The sequence below is a fragment of the bacterium genome, from assembly GCA_021372535.1.
Classification (GTDB): Bacteria; Latescibacterota; Latescibacteria; order Latescibacterales; family Latescibacteraceae; genus JAFGMP01.
In genome coordinates, this window is sequence record JAJFUH010000020.1 from 1 (window position 1) to 17,521 (window position 17,521).

At 52.8% G+C, this 17,521-nt stretch carries 15 protein-coding genes; 4 read left to right on the plus strand and 11 right to left on the minus strand.

The features are described 5' to 3' along the window. Positions 1-810: 810 nt before the first annotated feature. Positions 811-969, plus strand: a complete 159-nt coding sequence (locus tag LLG96_01980) for a hypothetical protein (GenBank protein ID MCE5248968.1) — start codon at positions 811-813, stop codon at positions 967-969. A 2-nt stretch (positions 970-971) separates the two neighbouring features. On the opposite strand, the gene LLG96_01985 is transcribed toward LLG96_01980, so the two are convergent. From LLG96_01985 to LLG96_01995, 3 genes are all read right to left on the minus strand, one after another. Further along, on the minus strand, positions 972-2,405 hold the full coding sequence (locus LLG96_01985; protein MCE5248969.1) for a DUF362 domain-containing protein: 1,434 nt from the start codon (positions 2,403-2,405) through the stop codon (positions 972-974). 351 nt (positions 2,406-2,756) lie between these two features. Then, a complete protein-coding gene (locus tag LLG96_01990; protein MCE5248970.1) occupies positions 2,757-6,002 on the minus strand; it encodes a heparinase II/III family protein in 3,246 nt (1,081 codons plus the stop codon). Between the two features lie 392 nt (positions 6,003-6,394). Continuing rightward, positions 6,395-6,871 carry a hypothetical protein gene (locus LLG96_01995; protein MCE5248971.1) on the minus strand — a complete coding sequence of 159 codons (477 nt, stop codon included), beginning with the start codon at positions 6,869-6,871 and terminating at the stop codon, positions 6,395-6,397. Between the two features lie 322 nt (positions 6,872-7,193). Between LLG96_01995 and LLG96_02000 the strand changes: the two genes are divergently transcribed. After that, positions 7,194-8,618: a DUF362 domain-containing protein gene (locus LLG96_02000; protein ID MCE5248972.1), complete on the plus strand. Its 1,425-nt coding sequence runs from the start codon at positions 7,194-7,196 to the stop codon at positions 8,616-8,618. Positions 8,619-9,236: 618 nt separating this feature from the next. Then, the gene (locus LLG96_02005) at positions 9,237-9,377 is read left to right on the plus strand and encodes a hypothetical protein (GenBank protein MCE5248973.1); all 141 of its coding nucleotides are present in this window, start codon (positions 9,237-9,239) and stop codon (positions 9,375-9,377) included. Between the two features lie 137 nt (positions 9,378-9,514). On the opposite strand, the gene LLG96_02010 is transcribed toward LLG96_02005, so the two are convergent. From LLG96_02010 to LLG96_02030, 5 genes are all read right to left on the minus strand, one after another. Beyond that, entirely contained in the window at positions 9,515-9,796 is a 282-nt protein-coding gene (locus LLG96_02010; GenBank protein ID MCE5248974.1) for a hypothetical protein, read from the minus strand. 130 nt (positions 9,797-9,926) lie between these two features. Then, positions 9,927-10,484, minus strand: coding sequence for a hypothetical protein (locus LLG96_02015; protein MCE5248975.1), 558 nt, complete (start codon positions 10,482-10,484; stop codon positions 9,927-9,929). Positions 10,485-11,025: 541 nt separating this feature from the next. After that, a complete protein-coding gene (locus tag LLG96_02020; protein MCE5248976.1) occupies positions 11,026-11,217 on the minus strand; it encodes a hypothetical protein in 192 nt (63 codons plus the stop codon). Positions 11,218-11,572: 355 nt separating this feature from the next. Next, positions 11,573-11,887 (minus strand): hypothetical protein, encoded by a 315-nt coding sequence (locus tag LLG96_02025; GenBank protein ID MCE5248977.1) that lies wholly within the window; start codon positions 11,885-11,887, stop codon positions 11,573-11,575. Positions 11,888-11,926: 39 nt separating this feature from the next. Then, positions 11,927-12,178 (minus strand): hypothetical protein, encoded by a 252-nt coding sequence (locus LLG96_02030; GenBank protein ID MCE5248978.1) that lies wholly within the window; start codon positions 12,176-12,178, stop codon positions 11,927-11,929. Between the two features lie 308 nt (positions 12,179-12,486). On the opposite strand from LLG96_02030, the gene LLG96_02035 reads away from it, so the two are divergent. Continuing rightward, positions 12,487-12,852, plus strand: a complete 366-nt coding sequence (locus LLG96_02035) for a hypothetical protein (GenBank protein ID MCE5248979.1) — start codon at positions 12,487-12,489, stop codon at positions 12,850-12,852. Between the two features lie 24 nt (positions 12,853-12,876). On the opposite strand, the gene LLG96_02040 is transcribed toward LLG96_02035, so the two are convergent. From LLG96_02040 to LLG96_02050, 3 genes are all read right to left on the minus strand, one after another. Further along, positions 12,877-13,275 carry a D-Ala-D-Ala carboxypeptidase family metallohydrolase gene (locus LLG96_02040; protein MCE5248980.1) on the minus strand — a complete coding sequence of 133 codons (399 nt, stop codon included), beginning with the start codon at positions 13,273-13,275 and terminating at the stop codon, positions 12,877-12,879. A 100-nt stretch (positions 13,276-13,375) separates the two neighbouring features. Continuing rightward, positions 13,376-15,265 (minus strand): phage tail protein, encoded by a 1,890-nt coding sequence (locus tag LLG96_02045; protein ID MCE5248981.1) that lies wholly within the window; start codon positions 15,263-15,265, stop codon positions 13,376-13,378. Positions 15,266-15,416: 151 nt separating this feature from the next. Next, entirely contained in the window at positions 15,417-17,303 is a 1,887-nt protein-coding gene (locus LLG96_02050) for a hypothetical protein (GenBank protein MCE5248982.1), read from the minus strand. Positions 17,304-17,521: the final 218 nt, after the last annotated feature.

Consider the following 17,521-nt stretch of genomic DNA (forward strand, 5'->3'; position numbering starts at 1 on the left):
TGTGGCAAGAGAGGGGGCAGGGGGTGAGTTAGGGTGGAGAAAAGGGGTAACAATCAAATCTAAAACAATCCATATGCCGGTAAATGCCCTGTTTACAGGATATTTCGAACTTTTATAACAATTTTAACCGGACACTATTCAATATAGATATAAATATACAGTATTTTTCATCCGCTCGAAACGAGTATTACAGTTCTTTATCATTATAAATATGATGTAATCGCGTGAATCGGTGTCACTGTAAGGGCGCGACAGCAGTGGTCGCTGACTACCGGCAGTTCTTGCAACCGATATCGGGAGTGTTTGTAAGTATAACCCTCATTCGAATTTTCGGGCGCTACTCCTTTTCGGTGTGTAAGGTATCAGAGATGGCTGTTTATGGGGTAGACGATACAGAGCCACTGAGCGGCGAATTTCATGTTATAAAATTATACCCGATGGAGTGATATCGACATCGCTCTCGTATCGACATTATTTTAAGGGAATAGAATCGAAGACAAAGACAAAATACGAAAAATTACGCTTTCGGTGAGCAGCGAGTTAGAAGTTATACCCTTTTCACCGAATGATTTTAACCTTCAAAATCCTTTAGCAAAAGAAATCATACAAACAGGAATAAAACTGATTTAGTGCGCGTTATCTGTAATTTTTCTATCCTCCCTCATCTTCATCCTAACAGTAGACCGGCAACCACAAATCAGCGATTTATTTCGTTTCATCACTATCTCAGTCCTTCCCTCCGGCACTTTAACGGTCACCGTGCCCGCAGCCCCGGTGTAACTGCATGTCGCCGAGACTCTGCCGCTGCTCGTGAAACTGAACGGTGTCCGTCCCTGTTTTGTAAGGCGCCGCCGTATCGGAAACAAACAGCATCTTGACCGCTGCGTGGCCGTGCAGGTCCGCATAATCGTTAAATACCTGCCGTGGCCGTTCGAATCGAAACCGGGACAGGCGTCGTTTTCATTCTGAAATCACCAGAATAGCCGCTCGCCCGTTTCCTCCCAGGAGTGCATGTTGACTCCCAGTGGTGTGCGTTTGATCTTCGAAAGGTCTTTCACGGGCACTATTTCGTTTTCCATTATCCGGTATATGTCGATTCTGGCGAGGTTGTTCTCGCCGAATCCCCGTTCCTTTGCGATGCGCAGGTAAGGTATCTCCAGGGGGTCGTGGCCCATGATATAAGAGCCGACCGCGTCCACCTCGGGCGAAGAAAGCCCCACGATCACGATATTGCACAGCTCGTCGCGCCCGACATTGAACCCGCTGCCGTCCCTTCCGATGATACCCTCGACGATATTGATATCGGGAGTAATGGCCATGGCCGAATCGATCGCCCGCTGGCTCCATTGCTCGTCCCACATCAGCGGGCCGGGGATGTCGCTCATGAACTCCTGAATTTTGGCCGAGTCGTCCTTGATCTTTCTGAACGCCTCCCAGCCGCCTTTCTTTTCGTAGAGCGGATAGAGATTCTCGTAATCCCAGTGCTTGAAACCTGCCGCGCGGTGTTTGAGAAATCCCGCTTCGACATTCTGGTAGTAGTTCCCCACAAAATCGCGGTCGAAATCGATGTTATAGGTATCCCTGCATATGCGCTCCATAATCTCCCAGCGGTTGCAGTATTGGCCGTAGCCGGAGGGGACTCCACCCTGACGGTTTTTGGTGGACAGGGTCGTCAGCCCCAGGTTGTGACACTTGAACTTCGGCATGTTGATGAAAAAATTGTCCTTGTCGCCGATCGGTCTGGTAGTGGGGATGTTTTTCCATATCTGGGGAGTGCCGGGAACACGGTGCCAGTTGAGTTCGTCCTTTGTATAATGGGCGAAATCGAGGTATTTGGCCTCGATAAGCTTGAGTTCGATCCTGTCCAGTGTGGCATAGAGTCCGCTCTTGCGGTGGTCGACCACATTCGAGCCTCGGGCGGTCGTGATGCTGTTCGAGTTGCCCAGTTCACGAAGACCCTGCGCGATACCGATGATAAAATCGTGGGAGGTATTGGTGCCAACCGTCGGATAATTCACCACATCGGGCACCCACGTCAGATTCGGCAATATGAGAGTTGAGCCGCCTTTCCTCGTGCCCTTGACGAATATCCGTGGCACGATTCCCTTTGCGGTCTCCTCGATCTGTTCACGTGCCTCGGAGAAGAATCCCTGCGGACTTCGCCGTGCATCGACATGGGTTTCGATCAGGAAAACCGCCCGCGGATTGTTCCGGATTTCGGGTCTGATCTCGGGCATGATGTTTTTCTCTTTGCCCTGGTCGAGGAGATACAGCCCCTCCTCGATGCCGATGCCGCCGCCACTGCTGAACGCCTCGACTTCCGGCATGGCATATCCGAACAATCCCGTACCTGCAAACGCTGCGCATCCCGTGGCCGTTTTCTTGATGAACGATCTGCGTTCCATCCTGTTGGCTCCCCTTTTCTCCGCTGAATGAGCGGTTTTGCCCTGTACACCACCATATCCGCTTACCCTCGTTCCAGCCTGCATGGAAAAGAAAAGCCAAAATGATGGAATCCGACCGGTGATATTGTTTTTTCCAGACTCGATTTTATTTTGTTGAAATCTTTAAATTGAACGCTTCATATACCTTTTTAGATATTTTTTATTTTTTCTGTGGCCGTCGTAAGCCGTTCCGCTTCATGATAGCCGTAACTCTTCCGCCACGGTGATATTGTTCACCCCGATCATAAAACCACAAACTACAAACTATTAACCATAAACCTGAGACCATAAACCACAAACCAATATCTTATTTCATTTCATCACCATCTCCGTCCTTCCCTCCGGCACCTTCACGGTCACCGTACCCGCAGCCTCGTCGTAACTGCATGCCGCGGAAACGTTTCCCGCGGCGATGGCGGATTTGACACGCTTCGGCACAGTCATGGTGATGTCTGCGGCGGCGGATGCTTCGACCTCGAGAACGATGCCCTCCGGCGTATCGTACCGGACAGCCGCCGATACCCTGTCGCTGCTCGTGAAGCTGAACGGCGTTCGTCCCAGCTTCGTGAGGCGCGTCGCATCGGAAACGAACAGCATTTTTACCGCGCCGTGACGGTCGCTTGTCACCGCAAAACGGTTCGCATCGGTCTCGAACTCGTTGATCGTATGCTCCGTTCCGTTGCCGTCCACCCGGAACATGGCCATCGTTACGAGGCCGTCCTCGCCGACTCCGGCGCCGATCCATCCCCCGGAGCGGAGGAGCCGCGACGCGTGCTTTTTCTTTGGTCCCCTGCCCGTTCCGAGCGCTTCGGGTCTGAGCACCGCGAGGAAGGATTCTTCGGTCTGTCCCGGCTTGCCCGACAGGGTGATGAAGCCCTCGTCACGGTCGGAGGCGCGGATTCGCGAGGATGCTATTTCCGGTGACAGGATATCCATGGTGAGACGCGCTTTCGGCCTCGTGATGGTGACCGTGTCGTTCTCATAGGTGATCGAGTTTTTCCCATCCGTGTGCTCGGCATGGAAGAGCCAGTCGTACTCGTGGCCCGTTTCGCTCTTCACATGGTCGTACAGGAACACGAGGTCCGGCTTGACGAACATGAGCGAGCGCGTGTAGCCCGACACCGCGCCCTTGTACACGCTGGTGAGGTCGCCCTCGACCGTGTCGGCGATGTTCCCCGCAAAGTGGCGCGTGATGTGCGGATAGGTGCGGAGCGCCGCGACGCCGTTCTCGTAGTCGGCGGCGGCCTGGCTCTCGGGATTCATGTCGACGAGCATCACGGTGTGCCCTATGGACTGCGTGTAATAACAGGGATAATAGAGGTTCGTGTAGTAGCCGTCGCTGTGGCCCGCATCGCTGAGAAGCTCCTCGCCGTTGGTCAGAATCTGGAAGCTCCCCTGGTCGAGGTGGTAGTGGTTCGAGTTCGGCCCGCACCGGAAAATCATGATCGATCCCTCGTCGCTCCAATCCGAGCGCATGACCATGTTGCCCTTGTGCGTGAACAGCCTCGATGACGGCAGCTCGGTGCGGTAGCGTGGCGCGATACCGTCCGTGTACCACAGCCAGCCCATGAATCCGCCTCTCCCTGCCTCGTAGAACGGTTTCGCGTAGGCGTACGTCCAGGGATTCCTCATGCGGTGGGTGAGCCAGAGCAGGTGGGTCTGCGTCATGCCGTACCAGAGAGATACATCGCCGAAATCCTGATACCGTCCGCTCGAATGGGTCGCGTAGAGCGGATATATCCATGCATCCCGCAGGTATGTCGTTGTGGTGTAATCGATTCCGAAATTCCGTTCAAGTGCGCAGAGAGTCTCCGTCAGGTCGCGCGATGCCATCGCCTGATAGGTGTACGGCTCCCCGTAGCTGCCCTCGGGCTGGTAGGTTTTGCCCATGAAATCCCGCATCTTGGTGAGGATACCGGACAAGTACGGCTCGAGCTCGGGATTCGAGGAGTCGTCTCCGTAAATGGTCGTCGCCGCGAGACCGAGCCCCGCGACTATGACCGCGATATGGTTCGACAGGCTCGATGGCATACGGTTCATCTCGACCATGTCACGGTAGAAGGGCTTGATGGCATTGTTCATGATCCCCTCACGGACGGTTGCTCGTTCCTCGTCGCTCATGAGCGGGTAGAGCAGGTCGTAGCCGATAGCCACCTGCCTCGTCATGTACCCGACCGGGAAGTAGATGTGACGGCCGTGGGCTTCCATCCACGAGCGGTTCCACATCTTGAATGAGCTGAACTTGAGAAGCGCCTTTTTTGCGCGCTCGCCCGCCTCGGTATCGCCTGCCAGGGCATATTTCCATGCCCCTTCCTCGGTTATCCCGGCGAGGGTATAGGCGGGGCTGATCCACCGGCCTCCTTCCGACCCGGCGCGGGAATATGGCCCGCCGGTAAGGGATTCGGAAGGAACGTTCGTGTCTTCGTTGACCGTGTCGATGTCCACATCGGTATAACGGCCTTTCTGGGCAAGGGCGTTTTCGAGGATTTTCCTCACCGCGGGAGGCTCCTTCGAATTCAAGCGGGTTGCGAGCTCGTCCCCCGAGAAAAAGAGCCGCGGATGGTCGTCCGGAGTCAGCCGCTTCCCCGGCATGATGAAGCGGAATCCCCATCGGAGGTCCCTGCCGATGCCGGTCTTCCCGGTCAGGTCGATCGTCCACTGCCCGCGCGGGTCGTTCATGCCGATCGTATGGAGCGCGGTGTTCGTCCAGATGCGGTCGCCGCTTTCTTTGTCGCCGTGGGTGCCGTCATCGTAGAGTTCGAGGCCGGAAACCACCGGTTTCCCGTCCGGGCCGAGGAGGGCGCACTCCACGCGGGTCACTTTCCTCGATTTTTCGGGTGTGACACTGATCCCGATGGTGTCTCCGTGATAATAGTGCCTGCCGAGCACGGAGATGCCGAACTTCTCGAAATCGGTCGCGGTCGGCTCTATGGCGGTGAAACGGCGCTGACGTTCACCGTTGAGCGAAAAATCGTCAATAAGGATGGTGTAGCTCAGGAGGTGCGAAACGAGTGGATAGAACGCCCTGACTGCCACAACCTGGAGGTGTTCCCCGGCCTTGAGGGGTGTGCCGTCCGCGAGACGGAACTCCCGTGCGGGAACCTGCAGTTCCAGCCAGCGGTTGACCTCGGGCGCGGAGACCGTATGTGTATACAGTCTGCCGTCGAAGAGGCCGAGGAACAGATCGACCTTTTCGGGTTTACGGTCGCCGATGAGGAACAGGGCGACTCTCAGCCGTGTGTCTTTCGTCGTCCACAGGTCGATCTGCCGGGTGAATCCCTCCGAGAGGTCGAGGGCGTCGTTCGGCTTGATAATCCGCGCGAGGGCGTATCTGCTCCCGTTGTGGGCCGGCTCCCTCTGGCAGACTGTCGTGGGGTCGTAACCGATGTCCTGTGCGTAGGGGTACGCTTCCCAGCCGAAAAGTTCTCCGGTCTCGAAGTTGTCACGGAGCGTGCAGTCCACACGGTCGGGTTCCTCGGAGACCTTCTCCGGCCCTGACCCGCACCCGAAGCCGGGAATTAATAAAATCGTCACGATAACGGCTATAACGCTCCTCATCGTTTTCCCCTTTCGCGATTATACAATTCTCATGGTGGTTTCCCGTATATGTATACTCAATGATCGCTTCGACAATCCCGCAGAAAAGCTGCGAGGTAATAACTTTTTTAGTGCTCCGGATTATTAAGCAGTGACATGGATAACTTCATGCCGTACTTGTTTCGGCATCTGTTCAAAAGAGTTGTATCGATATGTATTAACCGGAGCAATTAACTCACTATTTGATCCCTCTCGGCTTCGCCGTATCCCCTTTATAAAACAAAAGGAGAGCTACACCATCTCTCCCCTTAAAAAGGGGGGATGCCGGAAGGCAGGGGGGATATTTACTGATAATAAAATCCGCCCGTTCCGCGTAAATCCGCGTTCTTTGTATCCTTGAGAATATTCCGCTTTTACTTTCCGAGAATCCTGTCCAGCCGTGTAATTATCTCGCGGGCAACGGATTCGACCCTGTCGGGCTTCGATGCGCTCGTTACCGCATCGAACGGTTTCTTGACCACGATATCCGGGTCGCCGCTCGTGATCACAAAAATCACGTTTTCCGGCTGTTTGTATCTTTTATAGTACCGTTTCGCATGCCAGGGCGTATGCCGCATCCAGTATTCGGTCATGTAAACCACAGCGCCGTAATCGGCGGGTTTGTAGTATTTCGCCTGCCCGACGAGACCGGTCACCACACGGCATCCTTTCGGAGCGAGCTCGCCGGTCACCTTTCCGACCACCTCGGTCTTGAACCTCGTGTCTTTGAAGAGGATGCACACCACGTTTTTCCCTTTGATGTCCTGCACCGGCGACGGTTTGAAGGCTGCGCACCCCGCTGCAAGGACGCATGCGAGCAGCACAAAGCCTGTCAGCATGTTTCGTTTCATCTGCATTCTCCATCGGTATGGTTTTATTAACAAATTCTGCATTGTTTTCTCTCCTCTGACAAAATATATAATTTTTGAAAATTTCACAGCATTAAAATGAAGCCTTCCCTTCCTGACAGTATTATGAATTACTCCTCTTTCCCTTATGCCTTATGCCCGTCTTTATTCTTTTCCCTTATGCCTTGTGCCTTATGCCTTATGCCTGTCTTTAACGCCTTATGCCTGTCTTTCGGAACTTTTCGGGGCATGAAACGTATAACATTATAGAAATAAAAATATACTGCTATCAATTTCCACTCGTAGCAGAAAAGGGGTGAATATCATGACTGACATACTCAACAGACGAAGCTTTCTGAAAATTGCCGGTACCACCGGCGCCGGCTCGCTCGTTGCCGGGAATGTTTTCGGTGCGGCGAAAGCAGCCCCTCCTCGCAGCGAAATCGCCGAGGGTCCGCTTATCCGTGAAGTGATGCCTCTTCTCGATGCGGGCGCTTCGAACAATGTCCGGCCTGTGATACGGTCGGAAATCCGTGAGAATCCGAAAGCCGTTTTCATCATCGAAACGACCGTGAAGACGGAGAAGGACGGTAAAGGCTCCTTTGACCTGGCTGGTCCTCAGCTCGAGGAAGCCGGGTACTCGATTGCCCGGTCCCTCTTCGAACGGGGAACCGAAAAAGGCGGGAAAACAGCCATCAATCCCAACTGGACCTACATCAATCCCCACCTCAGGTACCCGACCATCGGTATCACCGTGGCGCCGCAGTTTGTTGCCGGTTTCGCCGAGGGACTGCGCGGGCTCGGCAATACGAACATCGTGGTCACCGAACGGAGCGCGGGGGCGAATTTTCTCCGCGAGTCCGGTCATCTCGGCATTCTCGATGAGCATAAAATTCTGTTTATCGACGGCGCTTACAAGCAGTTCGATTATTACGACAAGGATGAGCTGAACTGGTTCGATCTCGATGACGGTGTCGTGTGGAAGCGGGTTCCGGTGTTCCGCCCGCATTTTGACAGGGACACGTTCAATATCAACATGCCCAAGTTCAAAAACCACAATCTCGGGCTGACAACCCTGAGCATCAAAAACAGACAGGGACTCATTCCGACCGGCTACGGCCACTACTGCGACCAGTGGCATCAGATGTATACCATCAGGCCGGAAATGCGCAGAGACATCAACCCGGACTACTGGGAAAATGTCGAGAAATCGTTCCTCAAACACGCTGAGATGGGGTATAAAGCCTGGGATATCGAAAAATCCTATGGCGCATATCAGAGTAAAGGAGGCTGGAAAGCCTTCCGTAAGGTCCGCGAAGACCGTAAAAAAGCCGACGAGTTCATGAAAGGCGTCACCAATCTCATGTGGGATGAGCAGTGGGGTCAGCGCACCATCGACACCGTCGGCGTCCTCAGGCCGGATATTAACATCGTCGAGGGCGTTATCGGCCGTGATGGCGATGCCTTCGCCAACGGAACCGATTATCTGACCAACTATGTCGTCGCCGGGCTCGATCTCGTGGCAACCGATACGGTGACATCGTACCTCATGGGACAGGACCCGCGGGAGCTCTATTACCTGCGGATGGCGCGGGAACGTGGACACGGGCCCATCGATCCTGCTGAAATCACGGTGTATCGCATCAAGGGAAACACAATCGAAAAAGTCGATGACATACGGACTCTCAAACGGTACCGGCTCGGATTTTATCTCCATTCACGGAAGGATGACGGGCTCGTCGTTTTCTGATAACGGGCTGACTGCTTGCCGTTTGCTTTGAAAAATGGGGGATTACCGGAATTGTACTTTTCCGGCGACATACCGAAATCCGCGCTGAAATGTATAGTAATATATTGATTGTAAAGAAAATATAGACTCTGGAATTTGGTGTTTTTTATAACCCGTTGAAAAGCCCCGCGTTCACAACCGGTTTTCGGAAAAAGAATGGGTGCTGTCCGAGCGAGCCGAAGGCTCGTGAGTTCACACATTCCCGAAAAACGGGCAGTGAACGGGGAAACAGGCTTTTCACGGTGTATCCTTTCCTTTAGCCCGGATTATTTTTCACCATACTCGCCGCACTGCGCTGCGCCGCAGCAGGAAGGCATAAAAAGTCATAACGGATTGTTTTATACATGACGAAATAATTGTTCATGTTTTTTATTGTAGGGGCAACCCCCCGTGGTTGCCCACTGTAGAAAAAATCCGCGTTCAATTTCAATTCATGAATAGATCGGATTAAAAGGTATTCTTGAAAAAAACATGGGATTTTCAGAATTCTACTTTTATCTTGACCTTATTGTTATTTTTGAGTAACTTCCAGTAAACAAACGGAAAGTGTGATAGAACGATATTCTCAAAGGAGATGTTATGGAAACAAGGAGAAGTTTTTTTACGTATATCATGGTTGCCTTATCCGCTTTTCTTACCGCTCTTCTTGCTGTCTCCTGCGGTAAGAAACCCGATGCCGAAACAGAGCCTTCTCCCGAATGGCCGCCCAAAGACGAGTGAGAAAGAACGGCATTTCGATACAGTGAACACTTCTTGTTCTTTATGATTTTTGTATTTTTTAGTGATTTCTGCCTTTTGGAATAAAAAAACGCCCGGTTTCCGGGCGTTTTTGCTTATATAGGGCTGTTCCTGAGGTTTCAGGACTTGTAAAAAGACATCAGCGTCAGCACGACAAAAATTATCCCTCCGACCCCGTAAATTATGAGCGGCAGGCTTATAATACCCCTGCTTGTTTCAATATTGGTTATCATGAGGTCCTGTGCGCCCCACCCGAGAACTGCGGTCAGGAGCACGATGAGGAATATCGCCCATTTTCGCAGGATCAACAGGGCAAGCAGAATAACGATGACAAACGTGAACGGATTATTCCAGTTATACGTCTTCACAGCAGTGACGACAGTGTCTATCAGTGATTCCATACAATCCCACCCTCGTGTGTTCTTGTTCCGGAAACCCGCTCAGACTTTCTTATGATCAAAAATTATACTGTTTTCCGATAGTGTCAAGAACAATTATAACATGTTTTGATATGTGGGGCTGTGATTTTGGTCACGAGAGTGTGTCCCGTGCAATATGTATCACCTTTTCGGCCACCGTTCCGGGATCGTTCATCTCTTCGGGATTTACCGCTATGAGGATACGTTTCCCGCTGGAAGGATGGGGATATATATCATGGAGTTTTTTCATGCCCTTGCGTTTGAATGCCCTTGTCGCTGATTCATCGAGCTCGATCCAGTACGGTGTCTGTCCGTGCGCCGCTTCGAATTCATCAGCCCAGCAGAAAAACACCGTGTGTTTTTTCGCGTTCTGAAGATAGTATCCCCGGTATCCTTTTTTTGTGCTCTGTCCGAATCTGATGGTGAATGAACCTTCGTTTATGCTCTGAATATGGGAAAATACAGCCGTAAGCGCGTCGTTTTTTTCATTCTTCGTGGGTGACCGCAGCATTGTCTTCACCGGCTCCGGAATCGCCGTCTTTTTCGTTATTCCCCGTTTTCTGGTCTTTCTCAGCGTATAAAACAGCGCAAGACCGGCGCCTGCACCGATAATCCCGGTAATTACCGCTCCCGTTCCGGTAAAGAACTTTTTTATCGAGGCAAGGTTCATGTGTGTTCCTCCTCTCTTCTTGCAACTCTCCCGTATCCCCGCATGGGTAAGTCATATCAGGGCATTGTATGCGTATTAATGCTGGGAATTGAGCGGGGATATCCGCGGATTACGGAGACATGGAGGTGCAAATCGTGAAATACCCATCACTGAGGTGCCTTTTCACGGTATTCGTGTGTAATGATTCGTATTTTTACTTCGGTGATTCAAGCGTTGTGAAAAACTATATGTGTCTGAATTTTGGCTGTCAAGGGTCGGCACACGAAGTGCCGGTCCCAAATTAATAATTCGGGGATATGTTTATATGCCCTTCACAGCAGCAAAACAACACATTTCATCATGGGGCTCGTAAAAATATACTTTTTCACAGCCCGCTTAAACAGTAAAATCGGATACCGTCATGCCGAACGTGTTTCGGTATCTGTTCCCCATGGTTTGTACCGTTGCTTATCAGCCGAAACTTTATCAACACTATAACCGTTTATGGTACACGGTGAAACCGTTAATGTAAAATATGGTGCCCGAGATGAATTATCTCTGATTATCCCTTGGAAGTCACGTAATCACGAAGTTTATTGCGAATATCCTGAAGTTTGTTCGTGGAAAACCGGGGCTCACCGAGACGGGCTTTCCCGCCATAGGGGATAATGATTTTCTGATTGATGAGACGGTTGATTGTTTCCTGAGGGACAGAAAGTTCCTGGGCCAATTCCATGATAGAAAGCAGGGGCATATCCGCAACACCTTGTATGATAATAGGTTAGATAAGATATAAAGAGGTCTTTTTGGATCTGTTTATCTACCCTAACAATATGCTCAGAGGCATACCGGGTGTCAACCTTAAATTTGGTTTTCGTTAAAATTCTCTAACACGTTACGAACAATGCAATTTCACCTGAGACCGAACCGGTTTTCGGTAAAACCCGATAGAGTAAAATGTCACTGATGTTGCAAAAAGCAACGCATGCACCGGTTGTTATTCTCTCACCCGCCCTCTGTGAATAAATCCTGAAACGATAAAATAAAACGGCCTCGGTTCTGACAGGCCGGGCCGTTAATGAATCATAACTGCTTGCAAATGAGTGTAGTTATCTCCAGACCTCGAAAACTTCTCTTCCCTCCTTCAGGATTGATGCAAGCTCCTCGCGGGTCAGCCGTTTATCCTCGATTGCCGTTCCCAGGGACGCAAGAAATTCCCCGGCTTCACGTAATGTCCGTGAAATCCGTCTGAAGGTAAGTCCCAGAAGACCCGCGGCGATGGTGAGGACCGTTGACAGGGCAAGCATGACTGCCTCGCCGGTCATCCATCCGCTGATTCTGCCCATCACTCCGGCATATGCCATTCCCGTGCTGAGAAGTAACAGTAATGAACAATATCCCGCGGTGCGTATACTGGTTTTCACCGGATGCCTCCTGACTGTTAAAAATTGGTTATGTTCTTGTTATGGGACAGTTTTTCCGTTTAATGCATGTTCGAGCCGTTCGATTCGCCGCTCGATGTCGCAGTGTTTCTGTTCACAGGTATCTTTCCATGTTATTCCCTCTTTGATTTCCCTGACATCGTCCTGGATCACGGAGATTTTTGTATGAATCCGTTCGAGGAACAGAAGCATTCCGAGCACAAGCAGTGGTGTTCCGGTACTTACGAGCGTCAGCAGCTCCACATAGTCACCTCCTTTCTTTTTCGGTGGCACCACATTTCCCTTTTCTTGGTTACTTCCTTTGGGCAAGCAAAGGAAGTAACATCTGAGAGCGTGGTGAAAAACTCTACATGTCTGAATTTTGGCTGTCAATGGTCGGCACGAAGTACCAATCCCCGATTAATGATTCGGGGACATGTTTACATGCCCTTGACAGCGACAAAACAATACATTTCATTATCGGGCGTGTGAAAAAGACACTTTTTCACCGCCCTCTTAGAGCACCCTGCCCCTCTTCTGCGCGGTTTTGCCGTTGCCGGTTCGTGTCCGGGAGATTATATTCACTGAGAAAGGAGCACGCTTTGACAACTGATCCCCGAACGCCCCGGTTCGCTGCCGGAAAAAAGCGTATTGAAGAGCTCAGAATAAAGAGAGCCCGGCCGAGTATCGAAGATACCATCAGCAGATCGCGGTCGATGATTCTCGTCAATCTCTTCGTCGAGATAGCGACGGGAATAATTCTGGTTATCGGACTTTCGTACCTTGTCAGGTTCCTGATTGCGAGACGGCCCTTTATCGATCCGAAAATGTTCAACCTTGTCGTCGGCTGCATGGCCGCATTGACCGTCGGCTGGATCGTCTACCTGTTCACCAGGATGCGGTCTCATATTGCCATGCTGAGAAAAGCCTCCTCGGACAGTGGTGATTCATCAATATCGGACAGCTGAGGGCTCTCCCGCGCCGGTTACGTCTCATCCCTTCCACTGAAGAGGCTCGGGCCGCAGGTCAAGATGAATGAACGTTTCGTACCTGCCGATGCCTCCGAATCCCAGGTCGAGCGCGATTTTATGGAGAAGGGCGAGCTTCTCCGGATCGTCATCTTCCGGCCGTATGTCTGTTGCGAACACAAGGTGCCATGACCGCGGCGCGCCTCCCACCTTCGTATTGTGGCTTCTGCACCGGAAAGCCGAGTTGACCGCAATCGGGAATCCTCCCTCATGTCTCATGTGTTCGAGCAGGCTTACGTGACGGTAGAATCCCGGAACGATCTTGAGAGTATCGCAGCAGGGACAGATAAAATCGCTGTACATAAAGTGTTCCGTCACATAGTAATTGGGTGTATCCCTTAATGTCCGTTCTTTGTCATCCATTCCTCACCCTCCCCTTAATCATGTTTCTGGTTTATAGTTTTTTTCCCTTATGCCTTATGCCTTGTGCCTTGTGCCTGTCTTTTCTGCCTTATCCCTGTCTTCACACATGAACGATACCGAGCGGATGTATCTGGCAGAGAGTCGGCGAGGATGTGGTCGTCACCGCGAACACGAGCATCCTGTCCTCGCCTTCCGCATCACCCGCCGTTGTCGTATTCCCGAACGTTGTCGGGTTTGTCCTGTCGAAGTAGAAGTAGTACGTGGACGATCCTGCCAGGCCCGATGCGGACCCGGAGGATATGGCATAGTAGGCGTCGCCTGCCCTCAGTGTCCCTGCAGCCCAGCTCAGGCTGTTCCATGATGTCGCGGTGATTGTGCTGAAAAACCGGAAAGCCTGGTTCCCGAATCCGGGACGGGTTGATCCTGCCTCGGCGGCGGTTGAGCTTTCGGCGAGTGCCGCCCGGATATGCTTCACACCCTCCTGCTGGGCAGTCCTGAGCGCGGCCAGCACATCGGCGAGCGTGCTGGCGCGGTTATCGAGGCTTACCCTGACCCGCCATGGGTGGAGAATATCCACATCGCGCTCCATGACCCGGGTCACTACATCAAGGCTGAGGGTCGGATCGATGACCGTCACGGTGTCTCCCAGTTCGAAACGGTCGGCTTCACGTCCTGCCCGTATATCGCCGTAGAGATCGACGAGATCGACATCGTAGGTTATTACGGGGTCTTTGTGGGCGTTGAGGTATTCCATGGTCCGGTCCCGGAGGGTATCGGCGCTTTTCCCTATGGTGAACGGTTTCACGAGCGCCCCCTCGGCTATCTGCACGCTGTCGACATAAAAGTCCGCCGAGCCCGCACCTTCCTGGAAAATCACCGCCATCACCGTGTCGTTGTTCGCTTTCCAGTTTTCGATACGCACTACGGCGAGTCCCGTGCCCGTAAGCGGCGCAGGCCGCCTGTACTGGCTTGTCCCGTCGCTCACCTGCACCCGGACAGTTCCCGATGCGATGATCACATGGGTGAGGAGGCTGTATATCTTTCCGGGTGTGACGGCGACCGTTTGCTGAATCCCCTGGCCGTCTGCCGTGCTCTGCACTCTCTGTGATGCTTTCCCGTAGAGGTAGTATGCGGCGTCGGTGTTCTTCGATACCGTCGGTGCCCCCGTCGTTGTCCAGTTTTCGCAGAGACCCGCTGTATAGATGCCGTCGAGCGCGGGTGTCTCAGCGAGGTTTATAACCTCTTCGAGCGTGGGTTCATGACACACCGCCTCACGGAGACCGTATGCGGATATTGAATCAGTATCATCGGTATATTTCATTCCGCCGCTTGCTGTTGCGCCGGTGAGAGTGAGCGGCGGATTCCCTCCTCCGACACCGTACACACGGTTGGCGAGCCTGCCGGTGTTGATACTCCGCGAAGCTCCCTTGAGATTGAGCCCGTACCGGAATATCACACCGTTGTCGCTCCCGGCCGTGTCGAGGATATCCACCTCGCCGCTGTCCTCGTCGAGCGAAAGCTCTCCCCCCGTGAGCGAGCATATCCTGAGAAGACAGTCGAACACCGGCTCGTACTCGAATCTCACAAACGGGATGACCGCGGTCGGCTCCACCGTACCGGCATCGAAGACGGAGCACCCGAGCACAAGTTCCGCGAGTTCCCCGGGCGTGTAGTTGACACAGTCTACCGCATCGTCGAATACCTCGTCAGACGTGTCGGCGAGTATGTGACGGGCGCTGATGGTAAGGCTCGGGCGCTCGCGGAGCCGCGATTTTGTCGCTTCGAGCACCCGGAATGTGCCCCTGTTCTCCCCCGTTACGGTTTTGAGGCGGAGAAACGATGTCCCGGGCGTTATCGTGTCCCATTCGCTCCGTTCCACTGTTTCGACTGTCAGAATGCCGATGCCGTTGATTTTTTCACGGAGACGGGCCTGCGTCATGCCGGAAAGCTCTGCCGTCTTGTTTTTATCCCTGTCCAGTACTTCCACCATGTATCTCATCGTCAAACCTTTATGTTTATGGTTTATGGTTCGTAGTCTTTGGTTTTTCCCCTTATGCCTTGTGCCTGTCTTTTCTTAGTGTCTTAGTCCCTGTTTTTTACTTTTTCCCTTATGCCTTATGCCTTGTGCCTTGTGCCTGTCTTTACAAATATCTTCTCCGGTACCGTATTTCCATCTGGGCGGCGGAATTTTTTGTATAAATGACGGTCTGGGTACGGTCGGTTGCGGTCTTCCTTCTCCCTGGAGTAAGTATGGGTATCGTGCCGCTCACCGAACCGAGCACATTGCTTCTCGTTCCTTCCGAAACATCGAACAGGCTCGCGGTTTTGAACCGCGAATCGAGCGTAAGCATGTCGTTTTCAGCCAGTGTTCCCGTATACCCGGCTGTCACGTTGAGATTTGCCACCGCCTGCGGGTTCGAGGCGATCTTGAGCATCTCGTCGGCGGAGAGCATGCGCGACCATCCGGCAACCATGTCGAAAATCACATCCGGCTGCATGGTTCCGCCGTTCTCATGGAGCGTCAGCGCCGTCGGAGTCCCTGCGAGCACCGACATATTCCCTCCCACACCCGCCTGTTCACCGTCGATGAACAGTTTCATGCCGCCTGCGTTCGTGCTGTCGTAAGTTATACCGATAATGATCCTCGTTCCCGCGATAAATGCCTGCGCTGTCGATGATACCTCGTATGTCTCTCCTCCCGCCCGCTTTCTGAATACCCAGGCGTCCTCCGATGCATCCCAGTACAGGCGAAGGTAATTGTCGGCGTCGTAACGGTGTTCGAGAATGACCACATCGTCCGCCTGTACCGAGCTCTGCCACTGTGGGATGACAACCGCGACCCATGAGCCATTGACCGGATTTCCCTGTGCGGTATATGTCACGGTATCCGTTCCCGTAACGAGAATGCCGAGCCCGGTTTCGGTCGTGCGGTATGCTCCGGCTTCATTCTCCGGCGGGTTGTATGTTCCCGTTTCCGCTGCCCGTTCGACATCGGTGAACGAAAGCCCGTCTGAAAAATCGCAGTGAAATACCATGTCCCCCACGGTAAACGATGGATTTACGGCCTCTCCCTTGATCACGTATACACAGTCGGAGGGCGCGTTTCCGAGGTCGATGATGAGGAATGACCCGGCGTCCGGGGCGAACACGGCTCGGATAACATCGTTGGAAACCCCGTACGGCATGGGGCATTTCATGGTTACACTGATACGGGCGCTCGATGAGATGTCGCGTTTTCCGAGGGTTTCGACCATGCCGATCGCATCGTAGTAGGCGTCCCAGTGACGGTCGGGGAGGTCGCTCCGTTCGAGTCTGACCGGCGCTGTTGACCGCCAGGGATTCCCCTCGAATGTGGCGAGGAAACTCTTGAGATATGCAAGCCTGAGTCTTAAATCATCAGGTGAAGAGCCATGCACATATCCTTCCAGTACAATGCGTTTCGGTGCAAAATACTCGTCCCATATGTGCCAGGTATGATCTCCCGGAACGAGCTCTTCGTCGGGCACGACACGGGGCAGGTCGAGGCCGCTGATGTGGTCGACGTGGAATCCGAAATCGTTGAGGCTCTTCCCCGCAAGACGTATGCTCGCCGCAAGACCGCTCATGAACACCGGCGCCGAGATGGTGGAGGATGCCTTGCGCACCTCGATGGAAAGTTCTGCATCGATGTTGCCGAGACCCGCCGTGGTGATAACTGCGCCCGGGCCGAAATCCGTCTCCACACCGTCCTGGTTGCGGGCTTTGACTCTGAAAGTGTGTTCGGTCGCTGCCGTCAGTCCGCAGGCGGTTATGCTGCCCCAGCTCGCACGGGTCTGCCATACCGCTGTATCGGTTTTGTTTCCCGAGGCATCGATGAACGCGTCGTCGGTTTCCGCAAAGACCGCGTATTCGGTATATGCGGGATTTTCGTCATCCGCTCCGATGGTTACGAGTACTGTTGTCGAGCCCGGGTCCGATAGCGCCGGGGGTGATGGCGTGATGGCCCCCGTATATCCGTATCCCCCTCCTCCAAATCCCGTTTCTGTCATGGTTATAACTCCTTGGCATTGTGACAGTTATTTCTGACTGACACCAATTCACTTTCTAATCCTGTTATTGCACCGGTGATTAAACAGAGATATTGGATGACGTCATGCCGAACCTGTTTTTGGTATCTGTTCCTGTTATTGGTGTCATTATCTATCCACCGAAGCAATAACCCGGTCTTATCGGAAAATGCATCTGTGACTCCCGATGCTGAACCCCG